A 13,358-nucleotide genomic window follows, 5' to 3' on the forward strand; every position below is an offset into this window, starting at 1 on the left:
GTTCGGGTCGGAGCGCGACGGCGTGGAGCCGTCCGCACGGGTGGTGCACGGTCTCGCCGCCCGGGTCGGCGGCGAGGGCGTCGCGCGCAGGCGACGGCTCAGTCTACGAACGCCGCGAGGTCGTCGACGACCACGGTCGCCCCGGCGGCCGCGAGGTCGTCGGCGCCGACGCCGCGGTCGACGCCCACGACGACGCCGTAACCGGCCGCTGCGGCCGAGCGCACGCCGCTCAGGGCGTCTTCGACGGCCACGGATCGCGCCGGGTCGACGCCGAGCAGACGCGCGGCCTCCGCGAACACGTCGGGGGCGGGCTTGGATGCCAGGTGGTCGCGCTCGGCGATCACTCCGTCCATCACGACGGGGAAGCGGTCGCGGATGCCGGCGGCCTCGAGCACCTCGACGGCGTTCTTCGAACTCGACACGACGGCGATGGGCGTCCCCGCCGTCTGCAGCACGTCGAGGAGCGCGATCGATCCGGGATAGGGGCGGATGCCCTCGCTGCGGAGGATGCGCGAGAACACCTCGTTCTTGCGGTTGCCGACGCCGCAGACGGTGTCTTCGCTCGGGTCGTCGGACGGGTCGCCCCACGGCACCTCGACGTCGCGGCTGCGCAGCAGGCTCGCGACCCCGTCGTAGCGCTTCTTGCCGTCGACGTACTCGAAGTAGTCGCGGTCGGTGTAAGCCGGCTCGATCTTCCACGCGGCGAACAGCTCGTCGAACATCGTCTTCCACGCGCGCATGTGCACCTCGGCGGTGGGCGTGAGCACCCCGTCGAGGTCGAACAGCACGCCGTCGAACGACGTCAGGTCGGGCAGGTCGGGGCTGTCGGTCACGGCGTGCTCCAGATCGGGGTGCGGTGGCGCGAGCGCCCTCAGCGCCGCCCCTCCAGCGTAGTGGCGGGGCGGCTGCGCGAGGGCTATCGGGCCACCACCGAGAGGGCGCGTCCGCCGATCCAGACCTCGGACGGATGCCACGCGGCATCCCACTGCACGAGATCGGCCACCGCACCCTCGGCGATGTGCCCGATGTCGGTGCGATCGAGCGAGCGTGCGGCGTTCTCGGTGCACGCCGAGAGGACCGCGGCGGGATCGAGATCCGCGGCGATCATGCGCCGCACCCCCTCGTCGAGCACGATCCCCGCTCCGGCGATCGTGCCGTCGCGCCGTCGTCCGAGACCGTGCGCGTCGTTGGCGACGGGCTGTCCGCCGAAGTCGCACCAGCGGTCGGCCTCGAGCCCGGCCGTGACGATCGCATCGGTGACCCCGACGGTGCGTCGACCGGCGGAGGCGAGAACGAGCGAGACCACGCTCGGGTCGAGGTGCTGCGCGTCGATGATCGTGCCGACGAAGAAGCGGTCGTCCGCGAGCACGGCACCGGGCACACCGGGCTCCCGCGGCTTCAGCGGGCGCTGGGCGTTGAAGACGTGGGTGGTCATCGTGGCGCCGGCGTCGCCCGCCGCGTGCACCTGCGCCGCGGTGGCGTCGCTGTGGCCGACGGCGACCACGTAGCCCTCGGCGGTCAGTCGGCGCACCGCGTCGAGGGCGCCGGGCAGCTCGGGGGCGAGGGTCACGGTGCGCAGCGCCGCGCGGGCGGCCGGACGCTCGAGCAGGGTGTCGAGGTGCGCGCGGGAGGGGGCGAGCATGAGGTCGGCGCGATGGGCGCCCTTGCGGGCGGGCGAGAGGAACGGCCCCTCGAGGTGCGCGCCGAGCACCCGCGCGACGGGCTCGTCCGCGAAGGTCTCGCGGGCGCGCCCCACCCGCTCGAGGGCGGCGACGGTGTCGGCCAGGGGCGCGGTGATGACGGTCGGCTCGACGCCGGTGACGCCGCGCGCCGCGAGTCCTGCGAGCAGCGTGCGCCACCCGCCCTCGTCGGCCGTCGCGACGTCGACGCCGAACGACCCGTTGACCTGCAGGTCGAGCATCCCGGCGGTCAGGACGCCGTCGACGATGTCGTGGTCCACGCTCTCGTCGCCCGTCGCCGGACGGATGCGGTCGATCCTCCCCGAGACGACGTCGAGCACGACGGGGCCGACGAAGGCTCCCCCGATGAGCGCCCGGGCGGCGCGCAGACGCATCACAGCCCCTGCCCGGCCGGCTTGCCGGCGAAGGTCGTGCGGTAGTAGTCGACGAAGGCGAGCTGGCTCGCGGCATCCTCGTCGACGACGACCGTGGCGTGCGGGTGCAGCTGCAGGACCGACGCGGGCCACCGCGCCGAGACCGGACCCTCCACCGCCTCGCGCACGGCCTGGGCCTTTCCGCGGCCGAAGCCGAGCATGACCGCGTGGCGGGCGTCGAGGATCGTCGCCAGTCCCTGCGTCAGGCAGTGGGTGGGCACGCTGTCGATGTCGCCGTCGAAGAACCGGGCGTTGTCCTGCCGGGTGCGGGGGGTCAGGGTCTTCAGGCGCGTCCGGCTCGCGAGGCTCGACATCGGCATGTTGAAGGCGAGGTGACCGTCGGTGCCGATGCCGAGGATCTGCAGATCGATGCCGCCCGCGTCGCGGATCAGCCGCTCGTACGCGGGGCCCGCCTCCAGCGGCGCGACGTCGAGATCGCCCGGGCCGACGATCGCGTCGGGGGCGAAGTCGACGTGCTGCTCGAGCTCGGTGCGGATGAACTCGCGGTAGCGCTCGGGGTGTCCCGCGGGCAGGCCCACGTACTCGTCGAGCAGGAACGCCCGCGCCCGCGCGAAGCTCAGCCCCTCGTCGCGATGACGGCGCGCCAGCTCGCGGTACACCGGCAGCGGGGTGGAGCCCGTCGCCAGTCCCAGGACCGCCGCCCGGGTCGCCCGCAGCAGCTGCGCGTAGGCGTCGGCGACGAGGCGCCCGGCCTCCTCGGGGGTCGAGACGATCACGACCTCCATCAGCGCTCCCCGTTCTCTCGTGCGCGGGCTCCGCGGCATCCGGAGTTCATCACAGCACCTCGAGGATGTCGTTCTTGAGCATCTCGGCACGGGGACCGAAGACGGCCTGCACGTTGTCGCCCACCTCGAGCACGCCCGCGGCGCCGAGCTGCTTCAGTCGTGCGTGGTCGACGAGCGTGCGGTCGGCGACCTCCATGCGCAGCCGCGTGATGCACGCGTCGACGTGCACGAGGTTCGCGCGACCTCCGAAGGCGTCGATGAGCTGCTCGGCGGTCGAGCCGGAGGAAGCCGGGGCGGCGGGAGCAGCGACCGGTGCGGACGCGGCGAGCGGCGCGGATGCCGCGACGGCGCCGGCGACCGCAGGGCCGGCCGCCGCGGGGTCGGCGTCGGCGTCGACCGCCGGGGCGTCGGCCGCCGGGGCGGAGAGGTCTTCGCGGCCCGGCGTGCGCAGGTTCCACTTCTTGATGACGAGGCGGAACAGCAGGTAGTAGACGCCGAAGTAGACCACGCCCATCACGACGAGCAACCAGACGTTGTTCGCCGCCGGGGCCGTGCCGTACAGCAGCAGGTCGAACAGACCGGCGGAGAACGAGAACCCGAGGTGGATGTCGAGCAGGTACGCGACGGCGAGGGAGATCCCCGTGAGCACGGCGTGCACGACGTAGAGCGGGAAGGCCGCGAACATGAAGGCGAACTCGAGCGGCTCGGTCACCCCGGTCAGGAACGCGGTGAGACCCGCGGCACCCAGGATGCCGATCGCGGCCTTGCGCTGCGCGGGGTTGGCGAGGTGGATCATCGCGAGGGCGGCGGCCGGGAGGCCGAACATCAGCACCGGGTAGAAGCCCGAGGTGAGGGCGCCGGCGGTGGGGTCGCCCGCCGCGAAGCGCGTGAGCTCACCGGTCACGACGCTGCCGTCGCCCTTGGTGTAGGAGCCCTGCAGGAACCACACGTAGGAGTTGAGGATGTGGTGCAGCCCGAGCGGGATGAGCATGCGGTTGGTGAAGCCGTAGACGAACGCCCCGATCGCGCCGGTCCCGCCGATGAAGGCCCCGAGGCCCGTCAGCCCGGTGTTGAAGATCGGGTAGAAATAGCTGAGCCCGAATCCGACGACGAGGCTCACGAGCGAGACGATGATCGGCACGAACCGTCGTCCTCCGAAGAAGCCCAGGTAGGACGGCAGTTGGATGGTGTGGTACCGGTCGAACAGCCACGCCGTCAGCAGGCCGATGACGATACCGCCGAAGACGCTGTAGTTGATCTGCACCTGGTCGCCCGCGGCGGTGGTCTGCCCGGCCAGGACGACCGGCGACATGGCCTTGAAGACGTTCGCGAGCACGAGGTAGCCGACGACGGCGGCGAGGGCGGTGGATCCGTCGGCCTTCTTCGCGAAGCCGATCGCGACACCGACGGCGAACAGCAGCGCGAGGTTGTCGAACAGGGCTCCTCCGGCGGCGCTCATCGCCTGGAAGAAGGGGCCGATGACGGGCAGGTCGATCTGGCCCAGCAGGTCGGGCTGACCGAGGCGGAGCAGGATGCCGGCGGCCGGCAGGACCGCGATGGGCAGCATGAGGCTCTTGCCCAGGCGCTGCATCTGCGCGAAGCCCGGGATGCCGCGACGGCGCGCGGTGGGGACGGTGGTGGCCATGACGGTTCTCTCTCGACGGTGATGGAACGGATCAGATGGACAGGAGCGGGGCGCCGGGGACGATCTCGGCGCCGTCGGCGGCGAGGAGGGCCACCTCGTCAGCGGAGCGCTCGAGGACGACGACGGGGACGACGCTGGGCAAGCCCGCCGCGCGGATGGCGGGGACGTCGTAGGCGATGACCGGCGTACCCGCAGCGACCCGGTCGCCCTTGGCGGCGAAGGCGGTGAAGCCCTCGCCCTCCAGTTGGACCGTGTCGAGGCCGAGGTGCACGAGGACACCCAGCCCCTCATCGGTCACGACGACGAACGCGTGCGGGAAGACCTGCAGCAGCGTGCCCTCCACCGGCGAGACGACGTCGACGACCTCGAGGGGCGGCTCGACCGCGACGCCGGGGCCCATCGCCCCCTGGGCGAACAGCTGATCGGGCACATCGGCCAGCGGCAGCACGGCTCCGACGAGCGGGGACAGGATGACGGTCACGGGGACTCCTCGGGGGCGGCGGTTCGACGGTACGCACCAGCGACCGTCGCATAGGTTGGGAAAGGTCAGATCGTCCCCGCCCGACCGACCACGTGGCCCGTACTGGTACGTACCAGTGAAGCTACTGGCCGCCGCCGAGCGTGTCAACACCGAAAGTCGACGCCGTCATGCCCCGTCTCCGCGATGCCGACACCCCGCCCGCCGTCACCGCCGGCCCCATCCCCAAGCACGCCCAGCTGCGCGCGATCCTGCTTTCGGACATCGGGACCACCTGGCCGGCCCACGCGGCCATCCCGTCGGAGCGGGAGCTGTCGTCCCGCCACGGGGTGAGCAGGGCGACCGTCCGCGAGGCGCTGCGGCAACTGATCGACGAGCAGAAGCTGTACACGGTGCAGGGGAAGGGCACCTTCGTCGCCGGCGAGCGCGTGCAGTCCCAGCTGCACCTCGCGTCGTTCACGGAGGACATGCGTCGGCGGGGCATGGTCGCCACGACCCTCGTCCGCCGCGCCGAGAAGGCGATCCCTCCCCTCGACGTGCGCGCGGCCCTCGGTCTCGACGAGGGCGAGGAGGCCTGGTCGATCGAGCGACTGCGCCTGGCCAACGGCATCCCGATGGCCCTCGAGACCGGCTGGTACTCACCGCACCTCGCGGACGACCTCGGCGAGCAGGACCTCGGCGCGTCGCTCTACGGCCTGCTGGCCGAGAGGTACGGCGTGCGCATCGACGCCGCCGAGCAGACGGTGTGGACGGAGGCGGTCGAGGATGCCGTCGCGACGGCGCTCGCGGTGCCCCCCGGGTCGCCGGTCCTCGTGTTCCGGCGCACCTCGCGCGCCGGCGGCCGGGCGGTCGAGCACGTCACCTCGTGGTACCGCGGGGATCGCTACCAGGTGCACATGGCGCTGGCCGGGGGCTGACGGCGGCGGACACGATCCGACGTCGCCGTCGCGTCGAGCGATTCACACCGACGCGCGCGGGACCGGGCGCGAGCGTCGGGTCATCGGGGCGTCCTCCTCGATCGCCTCGAGGTGCACCACCTCGCGGTTGCGGAAGTGTCCGACCGCACTGAGCACCACGCCCAGCGCGGCCCAGGCGACGAGCACGAGCCAGGGGCGGGTGGCGTCCGCCGCGGGGAAGTAGGACAGATCACGCACCAGCGTGGCGGCGGCACCCGGGACGAAGAACTGGCCGACCTGGCCCCACGGCTCCGCGAGGAACTGCACAGGGACCGCGGCGGCGGAGATCGGGTTGGCGACGAGCATGGTGAGGCCGGCGCCGATCGCGATCCCGGCCGTACGCAGCACTGCGTTCGCGCCCACCACGAAGGACGCCGTCCCGAGCAGACTCACCGCGATGGCCGCCACGAGCCCGAAGGAGCCGCCCGGAGCCGGGAGGACGCCGAACCACGCGTGCGTGACGAGGGCGACGACCCCCGCCGACACCACCGTGAACAGCGCGAGCGCAGCGAGGCGACGGCCCACCCCCGCCACGAGGAGGGAGATCAACACGCCCCCGGCGATGCCACCGAGGGTCAGAGGGAAGCCGACCGCCGCGAGGGCGGAGCCGTTGGGGTCCGCGTCGACGAGCGGAACGACGTCTGTCACCGCGATCGAGACCGACGCGGGGTCGCCCCCGGCCGCGGCGACACGCGCCGCCGCCTGTTGCTGTAACGAGCCGGCGACCTGGCGCAGGATCGCCGCGACGGACGGCGACGCCGCACTGGCGATCATCACCTCGGGCGTCGGGCCCGTGATGATCGCACCGAAGGTCTCCCGCCGCTGCACGAACGCCACGGCATCGTCGCGGGATCCCTGGGCGATGGTCGAGAACACGCCCGCGGCGTTCTGCTGCAGCCCCTGCTCGACCGCAGCCACGGCCGACGGTTCTCCGACGACGCCGAGGGGAATCCCTTTCACGGAAGACGTGACGGTGGGCCAGAGGAACGCCGCCACGATGAGGGCGACGACGAGGGCGGCCCCCACGCCGATGGCGATGGCTGGCATCCACCGCGTGCGCTTCGAAGTGATGGGGGTGGTCGACATGGCGCCCTCCGTATCAAACAGAACAGTTGCTCTTTTTATAACATGGGGAGCGGGTATTCTTCTTGCGTGCCCCGCCTCACGGAAGAGACCGCTCGCGCGCGGCGACTCGAGATCATGGATGCCACCCTCCGAGCCGCAGCTGCGAAGGGGCTCGCGCATACCTCGATCGCCGACATCTCGGCCGAGGCGGGCCTGTCGGTCGGCTCGATCTACTCCCACTTCGCCACCCGGTCGGACATCATGGCGGCCGTGGCAGCCGACGTCATCCCGAGCCGCGTCGAGGAGCTCCTTGCCGCCCCCGACCGCGTCCGTACGCCCGCCGAGATCGTCGCCCTCGTCTGCGGTCGCGCGGACGAGGGCGCCCTGCCCCGGCGGATCCTTCTCCAGATCTGGAGCGAAGCCACGACCGACCCCGACCTGCACGCGATCTACGTGTCAGCTGTCGGAGCCCTCTCGGACGCGTGCCGCGCCGCCGCGACGCCCTGGGCCCTGGCGAACAGGCGGCCCCTCGACGAGGTGACACGCGGAATCGTCACCGCCATCCAGGCGCACACGCTGCGCACCGCGCTCGGCGAAGACGTGACGAGCGACCAGCTCATCGCGCAGGCGCGGGCCGCGTTCGGCGACGAGCCCGGCCCCTCCTCCCCGGTCAGGCCGTGACCGACAGCGTCTGCCGGGCGATCTCGAGCTCCTCGTCGGTCGGCACGACGAGCACCTCGACGCGCGAGGAATCGGTGGAGATGCGTCGGATGCCGCGCTCTCGCGCCGCATTGCGTTCGGGATCGATCTCGACCCCCGCGAAGCCGAGCGTCGCCATCGCCTCCGCTCGGACGGCGGGCGCGTTCTCGCCCACTCCCGCCGTGAACGAGATGACATCGACCCCGCCGAGCTGGGCGAGGTAGGCGCCCGCGTAGGCGCGCAGACGGTGGATGTAGACGTCGAAGGCGAGCCGCGCCGCCGGGTCGCCGGCATCCCGTCGCTCCTGGATGTCGCGCATGTCGGAGACGCCCGCGATCCCGAGCAGGCCCGACCGCTTGTTCAGCAGCGTGTCGAGGTCGGGGATCGACATCTCGGCGCGACGGGCGAGTTGCAGGAGGACGGCGGGGTCGAGGTCGCCGGAGCGCGTGCCCATGACCAGACCCTCGAGAGGGGTGAGCCCCATCGAGGTGTCGACCGACCGGCCGCCCTCGATCGCGGCGACCGAGGCGCCGTTGCCGAGGTGAAACACGATCTGCTTGAGCTCTGCGAGCGGGCGGCCGACGAAGGTGGCGGCGGCCTCGCTGACGAACTTGTGGCTGGTGCCGTGGAAGCCGTAGCGGCGGATGCGGTGCGCCTCGGCGACCTCGCGATCGATCGCGTAGGTGTACGCCTCGGGGGCGAGCGACTGGTGGAACGCGGTGTCGAAGACGGCGACGTGCGGGACGGCCGGGAACGCCTTCTTGGCCGCGACGATGCCCGCGAGGTTCGCCGGGTTGTGCAGGGGGGCGAGCACCGACAGCTCGTCGATGTTGATCTCGACGAGGGGGGTGACCACGGTGGGCGCGAAGAACCGCGCGCCGCCGTGCACGACGCGGTGCCCGACGGCGACCGGCGGGTGCACGTCGAGCGAGGGTCCGTGCGCGGCGAAAGCGTCGAGCATGACCGCGAACCCGGCGGTGTGATCAGGGATCTCGCGCTCGATCGTGTACGTGGCATCCGTCACCGTCGGCGCCGGACCGTCGATCGGGGCCAGGGCGAAGACGGTGTGCTTCGCGACGCCGGTCGCCTCGCCGATGCGCTCGACCAGGCCCGAGGCGAGCACGCGCTCGTGCGCCATGTCGAGCAACTGGTACTTGAACGACGACGATCCGCTGTTGACGACGAGCACGACGCTCATTCGGGGCTCCCCTGGGCCTGGATCGCGGTGATCGCGATGGTGTTGACGATGTCGTCGACGAGGGCTCCGCGCGACAGGTCGTTGATGGGTTTGTTCAGGCCCTGCAGCACCGGCCCGATCGCGACGGCACCGGCGGAGCGCTGCACGGCCTTGTAGGTGTTGTTGCCGGTGTTGAGATCGGGGAAGACGAACACCGTGGCGCGCCCCGCCACCGCGGACCCGGGCATCTTTGCCCGCGCGACGGCCGCGTCGGCGGCGGCGTCGTACTGGATCGGACCCTCGACGAGCAGCTCGGGGGCGCGCTCGCGCACGAGGGCCGTCGCCGCGCGCACCTTCTCGACGTCGGCGCCCGTGCCCGACTCGCCGGTCGAGTACGACAGCATCGCCACGCGGGGGTCGATGCCGAACTGCTCGGCGGTGGCCGCCGACGACACGGCGATGTCGGCGAGCTGCTCGCTCGTGGGGTCGGGGATGACGGCGCAGTCGCCGTAGACGAGCACTCGGTCGGCCAGCGCCATGAGGAACACGCTCGAGACGACCGAGACGCCGGGGGCGGTCTTGATGATCTCGAAGGCCGGGCGGATCGTGTGCGCGGTGGTGTGCGCGGCGCCCGAGACCATGCCGTCGGCGAGCCCCAGGTGCACCATCAGGGTGCCGAAGTACGAGACGTCGGTGACGGTGTCAGCGGCCTGGGCGTAGGTGACGCCCTTGTGGGCGCGCAGCCGAGCGTACTCGGTGGCGAACTTGTCGACGTGCACGGCGTCGAAGGGGCTCAGCACCTCCGCGTCGCGGATGTCGATGCCGAGCTCGATCGCGCGCCCGCGCACCTCGATCGGCTCGCCCAGGATGGTGAGATCGGCGATCCCCCGCGAGAGGACGGTCGCCGCCGCACGCAGCACGCGGTCGTCGGTGCCCTCGGGCAGCACGATGCGCCTCTTGTCGGCGCGGGCCCGGTCGACCAGGCCGTACTCGAACATCAGCGGGGTGACGACGCTCGGTCGGGCGACGCCGAGTTCGCGCGTGAGCAGCTCGGTGTCGACGTGGCGCTCGAACAGCGCGAGCGCGGTGTCGTAGCGGTGCTGGGAGTCGGCGGCCAGGCGCCCGCGCGTGTTCATGATGCGCACGGCGGTGTCGTAGGTGCCGAGGTCGGTGGCGATGATCGGCAGCGGGGAGCCCAGGCCGTCGATGAGCCGCACGATCGAGTCGGGCAGCTCGAACCCTCCGTTGAGCACGATTCCGGCCAGCGAGGGGAAGGTCCCCGAGGCGTTGGCCAGCAGAGCGGCGAGGAGCACCTCGGTGCGGTCGGCGGGGATGACCACGACCGCCGACTCCTGCAGGCGCGGCAGCACGTTGACCATCGACATGCCCGCCACGACGACGCCGAGCACCTCGCGCGTGAGCAGGGCCGGGTCGCCCTTGATGAGCTCGCCCTCGACCGAGCGCAGCACGCCGCGCACCGAGGGGGCGATGAGGAAGCGGTCTTCGGGCAGCGCCCACACCGGCACGGTGCGGCCGTCGGCTCCGGCGACCGGGGCCGCGTCGACGACCTGACGCACGGATGCCACGATCTCGTCGAGGTGGTCGGCGTCGGCGCGGTTGGCGATCACGGCGAACAGCGCCGCGCGCTCGTGCTGCAGCTCGGAGATCGCGAGCGAGGCGATCTGTCCGACCTCTTGCGGGGTGCGGGCGACCGACAGGCCCAGCGTCTCGCTGTGCCCCTGCTGCGCGCGGCCGCCGAGCACGAGCAGCACGGGGGCGCCGAGGTTGGCGGCGATGCGCGCGTTGTAAGCGAGCTCGGCGGGGCTGCCGACGTCGGTGTAGTCGCTGCCGATGATGACCACGGCGTCGCACTGCGCCTCGACGGCCTTGTAGCGCTCGACGATGCGGGCCAGGGCCGCATCGGCGTCGTCGCGCACGTCGTCGTAGGTGACGCCGACGCAGTCGTCGTACGCGAGGTCGACGCTGTCGTGGTCGAGCAGCATCTCGAGCACGTAGTCGCGTTCGGCCGTGGAGCGCGCGATGGGGCGGAACACCCCCGCACGCGGCGTCACGCGGCTGAGGGCGTCGAGGACGCCCAGAGCCACGGAGGATTTGCCCGAATGACCTTCGGCCGACGTGATGTAGATGCTCTGCGTCACGCATCCAGCCTAGAGCGGGCCCCCGACACCGCCCCGGGGTTGCTTCGGCGTCGAGTGATCAGGACGACCGCCGCCTAAGCTCGCGATCGTGACCTCCGACCCCGCCCTCCCCGGCACCACCGTCCCCGACCACCGCGGACGCACCGGCCTGCACCTGACCGGACGCGACCTCGACCGCAACCCGCGCGTGCAGGTCGCCGAGGTGCGCCTGCTCGCCGCCGGCTGGCACGTGCTGCGCGCCACGACGTTCCGCTACCGCGGCGACGACGGCGAGTGGAGCACGCAGACGCGCGAGACATACGACCGCGGCAACGGCGCGACGATCCTGCTCTACGACCCGTCGCGGCGCACCGTGCTGCTCACGCGCCAGTTCCGCTACCCCGTGTACGTCAACGCCCACCCCGACGGCATGCTCATCGAGACCGCGGCGGGACTCCTCGACGACGACGATCCGGTGACGGCGATCCGCCGCGAGGCCGAGGAGGAGACCGGCGTCCGGGTCGACGAGGTCGCGCACGTCTTCGACGTCTACATGAGCCCGGGATCGGTCACCGAACGCCTGCACTTCTTCGCGGCGGCCTACGACGGCGCCGAGCGGGAGGGCGACCGGGGCGGTCTCGCCGAGGAGGACGAGGAGATCGAGATCCTCGAATACGACATCGACGAGGCCCTGTCGATGATCCGCACCGGCGCGATCCAGGATGCCAAGACGATCATGCTGCTGCAGTGGGCGGTGCTGGACGGGCCCTTCTCCCCCGGCCGCTGACGCGCCGACGCGATCACGGTCGTCGGGCGCCGTCAATCTTGGCGGAATCTGGGAGGGCCGGCTCTACAGTCGGGTCCGTCGGTGCTCCCGCTCCGGCACGGGCGGCCGTCCCGCCCCGGACCGGAGGATCCCCGCGCATGCTCACCGCCCTGAACCCCTTCGACGCGGCATCCGTGCTGCAGGCCTTCGGGCCGTTCGTCCTCGCCGGGATCGCCCTGCTCGTCTTCATCGAGTCGGGGGTGCTGTTCCCCTTCCTCCCCGGCGACTCGCTGCTGGTCACGGCGGCCATCCTCAGCGGCCCCCTCGGCATCGCCCCGTGGCAGGTCGCGCTCGTCGCCTCGATCGCGGCGCTCGCGGGCGATCAGGTGGGCTTCTGGCTCGGCCGACGGTTCGGACGGCGCCTCTTCCGCGACGATGCGCGCCTTCTGACCACCGCGCGTCTCGCCGAGGCCGAGGCCTTCTTCGCCCGGTGGGGCGGCCTCTCGCTCGTCGTCGGCCGCTTCGTCCCGATCGTGCGCACGTACGTCCCCCTCGTCGCCGGCGCCGCCGACATGCCCTACCGGCGTTTCCTGCTCTGGAACGCGGTCGGCGCCGTCGGCTGGTCGTGCGCGATGACCCTGGTGGGGGTCCTGCTGGGCGGCATCCCGTTCATCGCGCACAACATCGACGTGCTCGTCATCGTCATCGTCGCGGTGTCGGTCCTGCCGGTGGTCATCGCGGCCGTACGGCGACGGCGCGCGGGCCGCACGGAGGAGACCGGAGCATGAGCGCGAAGACGCGCTCGCGCGTTGCCGAACCCACCGTATCGTTCTGGCTCGTGAAGGTGCTCACGACCGGAATGGGTGAAGCTCTGTCCGATTTCCTCGTGACGCGCTTCGATCCCGTACCCACGGTGCTGCTCACCGCGGTGGTCTTCGTCGTCGTCCTGGGGGTGCAACTGCGTCTGCGTCGCTACGTCCCGGCGATGTACTGGGCGGCGGTATCGATGGTGGGCATCTTCGGAACCATGGCCGCCGATGTCGTCCACGTCGCCTTCGGAATTCCCTATGCCGTGTCGACCCCGGTGTTCCTGCTCGCTCTGGCGGCGGTCTTCGTCGTCTGGCAGCGCGCGGAGGGGTCGGTCGACGTGCACCACGTCACGACCGATCGGCGCGAGCTGCTGTACTGGGCAGCGGTGATCACGACCTTCGCGGCCGGAACCGCCGCCGGCGACCTCCTCGCCTCGACCACCGAACTCGGATACCTCGGCGGGGTCTTCTTCTTCATCGCGGTCATGGCGGTCATCGTGGGCCTGCGCTCGGCTCGCCTCATCGGTCCCGTCGTCGGATTCTGGGCCGCCTACGTCGTCACACGCCCCCTGGGGGCGTCGATCGCGGACTGGCTGGGCGTGGAGCCGGAACGCGGAGGTCTCGGAATCGGCTCCGGAACGGTCGGCGGCGTCGCCCTGGCGCTCATCGTGCTGCTCGTGTCGGCGCTGAGCGTGAAGGAGCGGGGTGCTCGTGCGGCGCATCCGTCTGCCACGGTCGCCGCAGCCGCAGGTCGGCCCGCCGAGGG

Annotated in this window: 12 protein-coding genes and 1 pseudogene; 5 read left to right on the forward strand and 8 right to left on the reverse strand. The window is 71.8% G+C overall.

The features are described 5' to 3' along the window. Nucleotides 1-98 precede the first annotated feature (98 nt). The 5 genes from FB047_RS08330 to FB047_RS08350 form a co-directional block, all read right to left on the reverse strand. Entirely contained in the window at nt 99-833 is a 735-nt protein-coding gene (locus FB047_RS08330) for an HAD family hydrolase (protein WP_136586711.1), read from the reverse strand. Nucleotides 834-916: 83 nt separating this feature from the next. Next, on the reverse strand, nt 917-2,074 hold the full coding sequence (locus FB047_RS08335; protein ID WP_167494186.1) for an N-acetylglucosamine-6-phosphate deacetylase: 1,158 nt from the start codon (nt 2,072-2,074) through the stop codon (nt 917-919). Further along, a complete protein-coding gene (nagB, locus tag FB047_RS08340) occupies nt 2,074-2,859 on the reverse strand; it encodes a glucosamine-6-phosphate deaminase (RefSeq protein ID WP_136586713.1) in 786 nt (261 codons plus the stop codon). Before nagB ends, FB047_RS08335 begins: the two co-directional genes overlap by 1 nt. 49 nt (nt 2,860-2,908) lie before the next feature. Further along, nucleotides 2,909-4,504, reverse strand: coding sequence for a PTS transporter subunit EIIC (locus FB047_RS08345; RefSeq protein WP_205822794.1), 1,596 nt, complete (start codon nt 4,502-4,504; stop codon nt 2,909-2,911). Between the two features lie 31 nt (nt 4,505-4,535). Further along, complete coding sequence (locus FB047_RS08350) at nt 4,536-4,985, reverse strand: PTS sugar transporter subunit IIA (RefSeq protein ID WP_205822795.1); 450 nt, start codon at nt 4,983-4,985, stop codon at nt 4,536-4,538. A 167-nt stretch (nt 4,986-5,152) separates the two neighbouring features. On the opposite strand from FB047_RS08350, the gene FB047_RS08355 reads away from it, so the two are divergent. Beyond that, a complete protein-coding gene (locus tag FB047_RS08355) occupies nt 5,153-5,899 on the forward strand; it encodes a GntR family transcriptional regulator (RefSeq protein WP_136586714.1) in 747 nt (248 codons plus the stop codon). Nucleotides 5,900-5,941: 42 nt separating this feature from the next. Here FB047_RS08355 and FB047_RS08360 read toward each other — a convergent pair whose 3' ends face one another. After that, on the reverse strand, nt 5,942-7,024 hold the full coding sequence (locus FB047_RS08360; protein WP_136586715.1) for a hypothetical protein: 1,083 nt from the start codon (nt 7,022-7,024) through the stop codon (nt 5,942-5,944). A gap of 66 nt (nt 7,025-7,090) precedes the next feature. Here FB047_RS08360 and FB047_RS08365 point away from each other — a divergent pair, with 66 nt between their 5' ends. Then, the gene (locus tag FB047_RS08365) at nt 7,091-7,684 is read left to right on the forward strand and encodes a TetR/AcrR family transcriptional regulator (RefSeq protein WP_167494187.1); all 594 of its coding nucleotides are present in this window, start codon (nt 7,091-7,093) and stop codon (nt 7,682-7,684) included. Here FB047_RS08365 and FB047_RS08370 read toward each other — a convergent pair. After that, nucleotides 7,674-8,900, reverse strand: a complete 1,227-nt coding sequence (locus tag FB047_RS08370) for an acetate/propionate family kinase (protein WP_136586717.1) — start codon at nt 8,898-8,900, stop codon at nt 7,674-7,676. The two genes, FB047_RS08365 and FB047_RS08370, sit on opposite strands and share 11 nt — an antisense overlap. Further along, nucleotides 8,897-11,038: a phosphate acetyltransferase gene (gene pta / locus FB047_RS08375; protein ID WP_136586718.1), complete on the reverse strand. Its 2,142-nt coding sequence runs from the start codon at nt 11,036-11,038 to the stop codon at nt 8,897-8,899. Before pta ends, FB047_RS08370 begins: the two co-directional genes overlap by 4 nt. A gap of 88 nt (nt 11,039-11,126) precedes the next feature. On the opposite strand from pta, the gene FB047_RS08380 reads away from it, so the two are divergent. From FB047_RS08380 to FB047_RS08390, 3 genes and pseudogenes are all read left to right on the forward strand, one after another. Beyond that, entirely contained in the window at nt 11,127-11,804 is a 678-nt protein-coding gene (locus FB047_RS08380; protein ID WP_136586719.1) for an NUDIX domain-containing protein, read from the forward strand. 137 nt (nt 11,805-11,941) lie between these two features. Beyond that, nucleotides 11,942-12,571: a DedA family protein gene (locus tag FB047_RS08385; RefSeq protein ID WP_136586720.1), complete on the forward strand. Its 630-nt coding sequence runs from the start codon at nt 11,942-11,944 to the stop codon at nt 12,569-12,571. Further along, nucleotides 12,568-13,284 (forward strand): annotated as a pseudogene (locus FB047_RS08390) (COG4705 family protein); the annotation flags it as partial. The gene FB047_RS08385 and the pseudogene FB047_RS08390, both read left to right, overlap by 4 nt. Nucleotides 13,285-13,358: the final 74 nt, after the last annotated feature.

The sequence above is a fragment of the Microbacterium hydrothermale genome, assembly GCF_004854025.1.
GTDB lineage: Bacteria > Actinomycetota > Actinomycetes > Actinomycetales > Microbacteriaceae > Microbacterium > Microbacterium hydrothermale.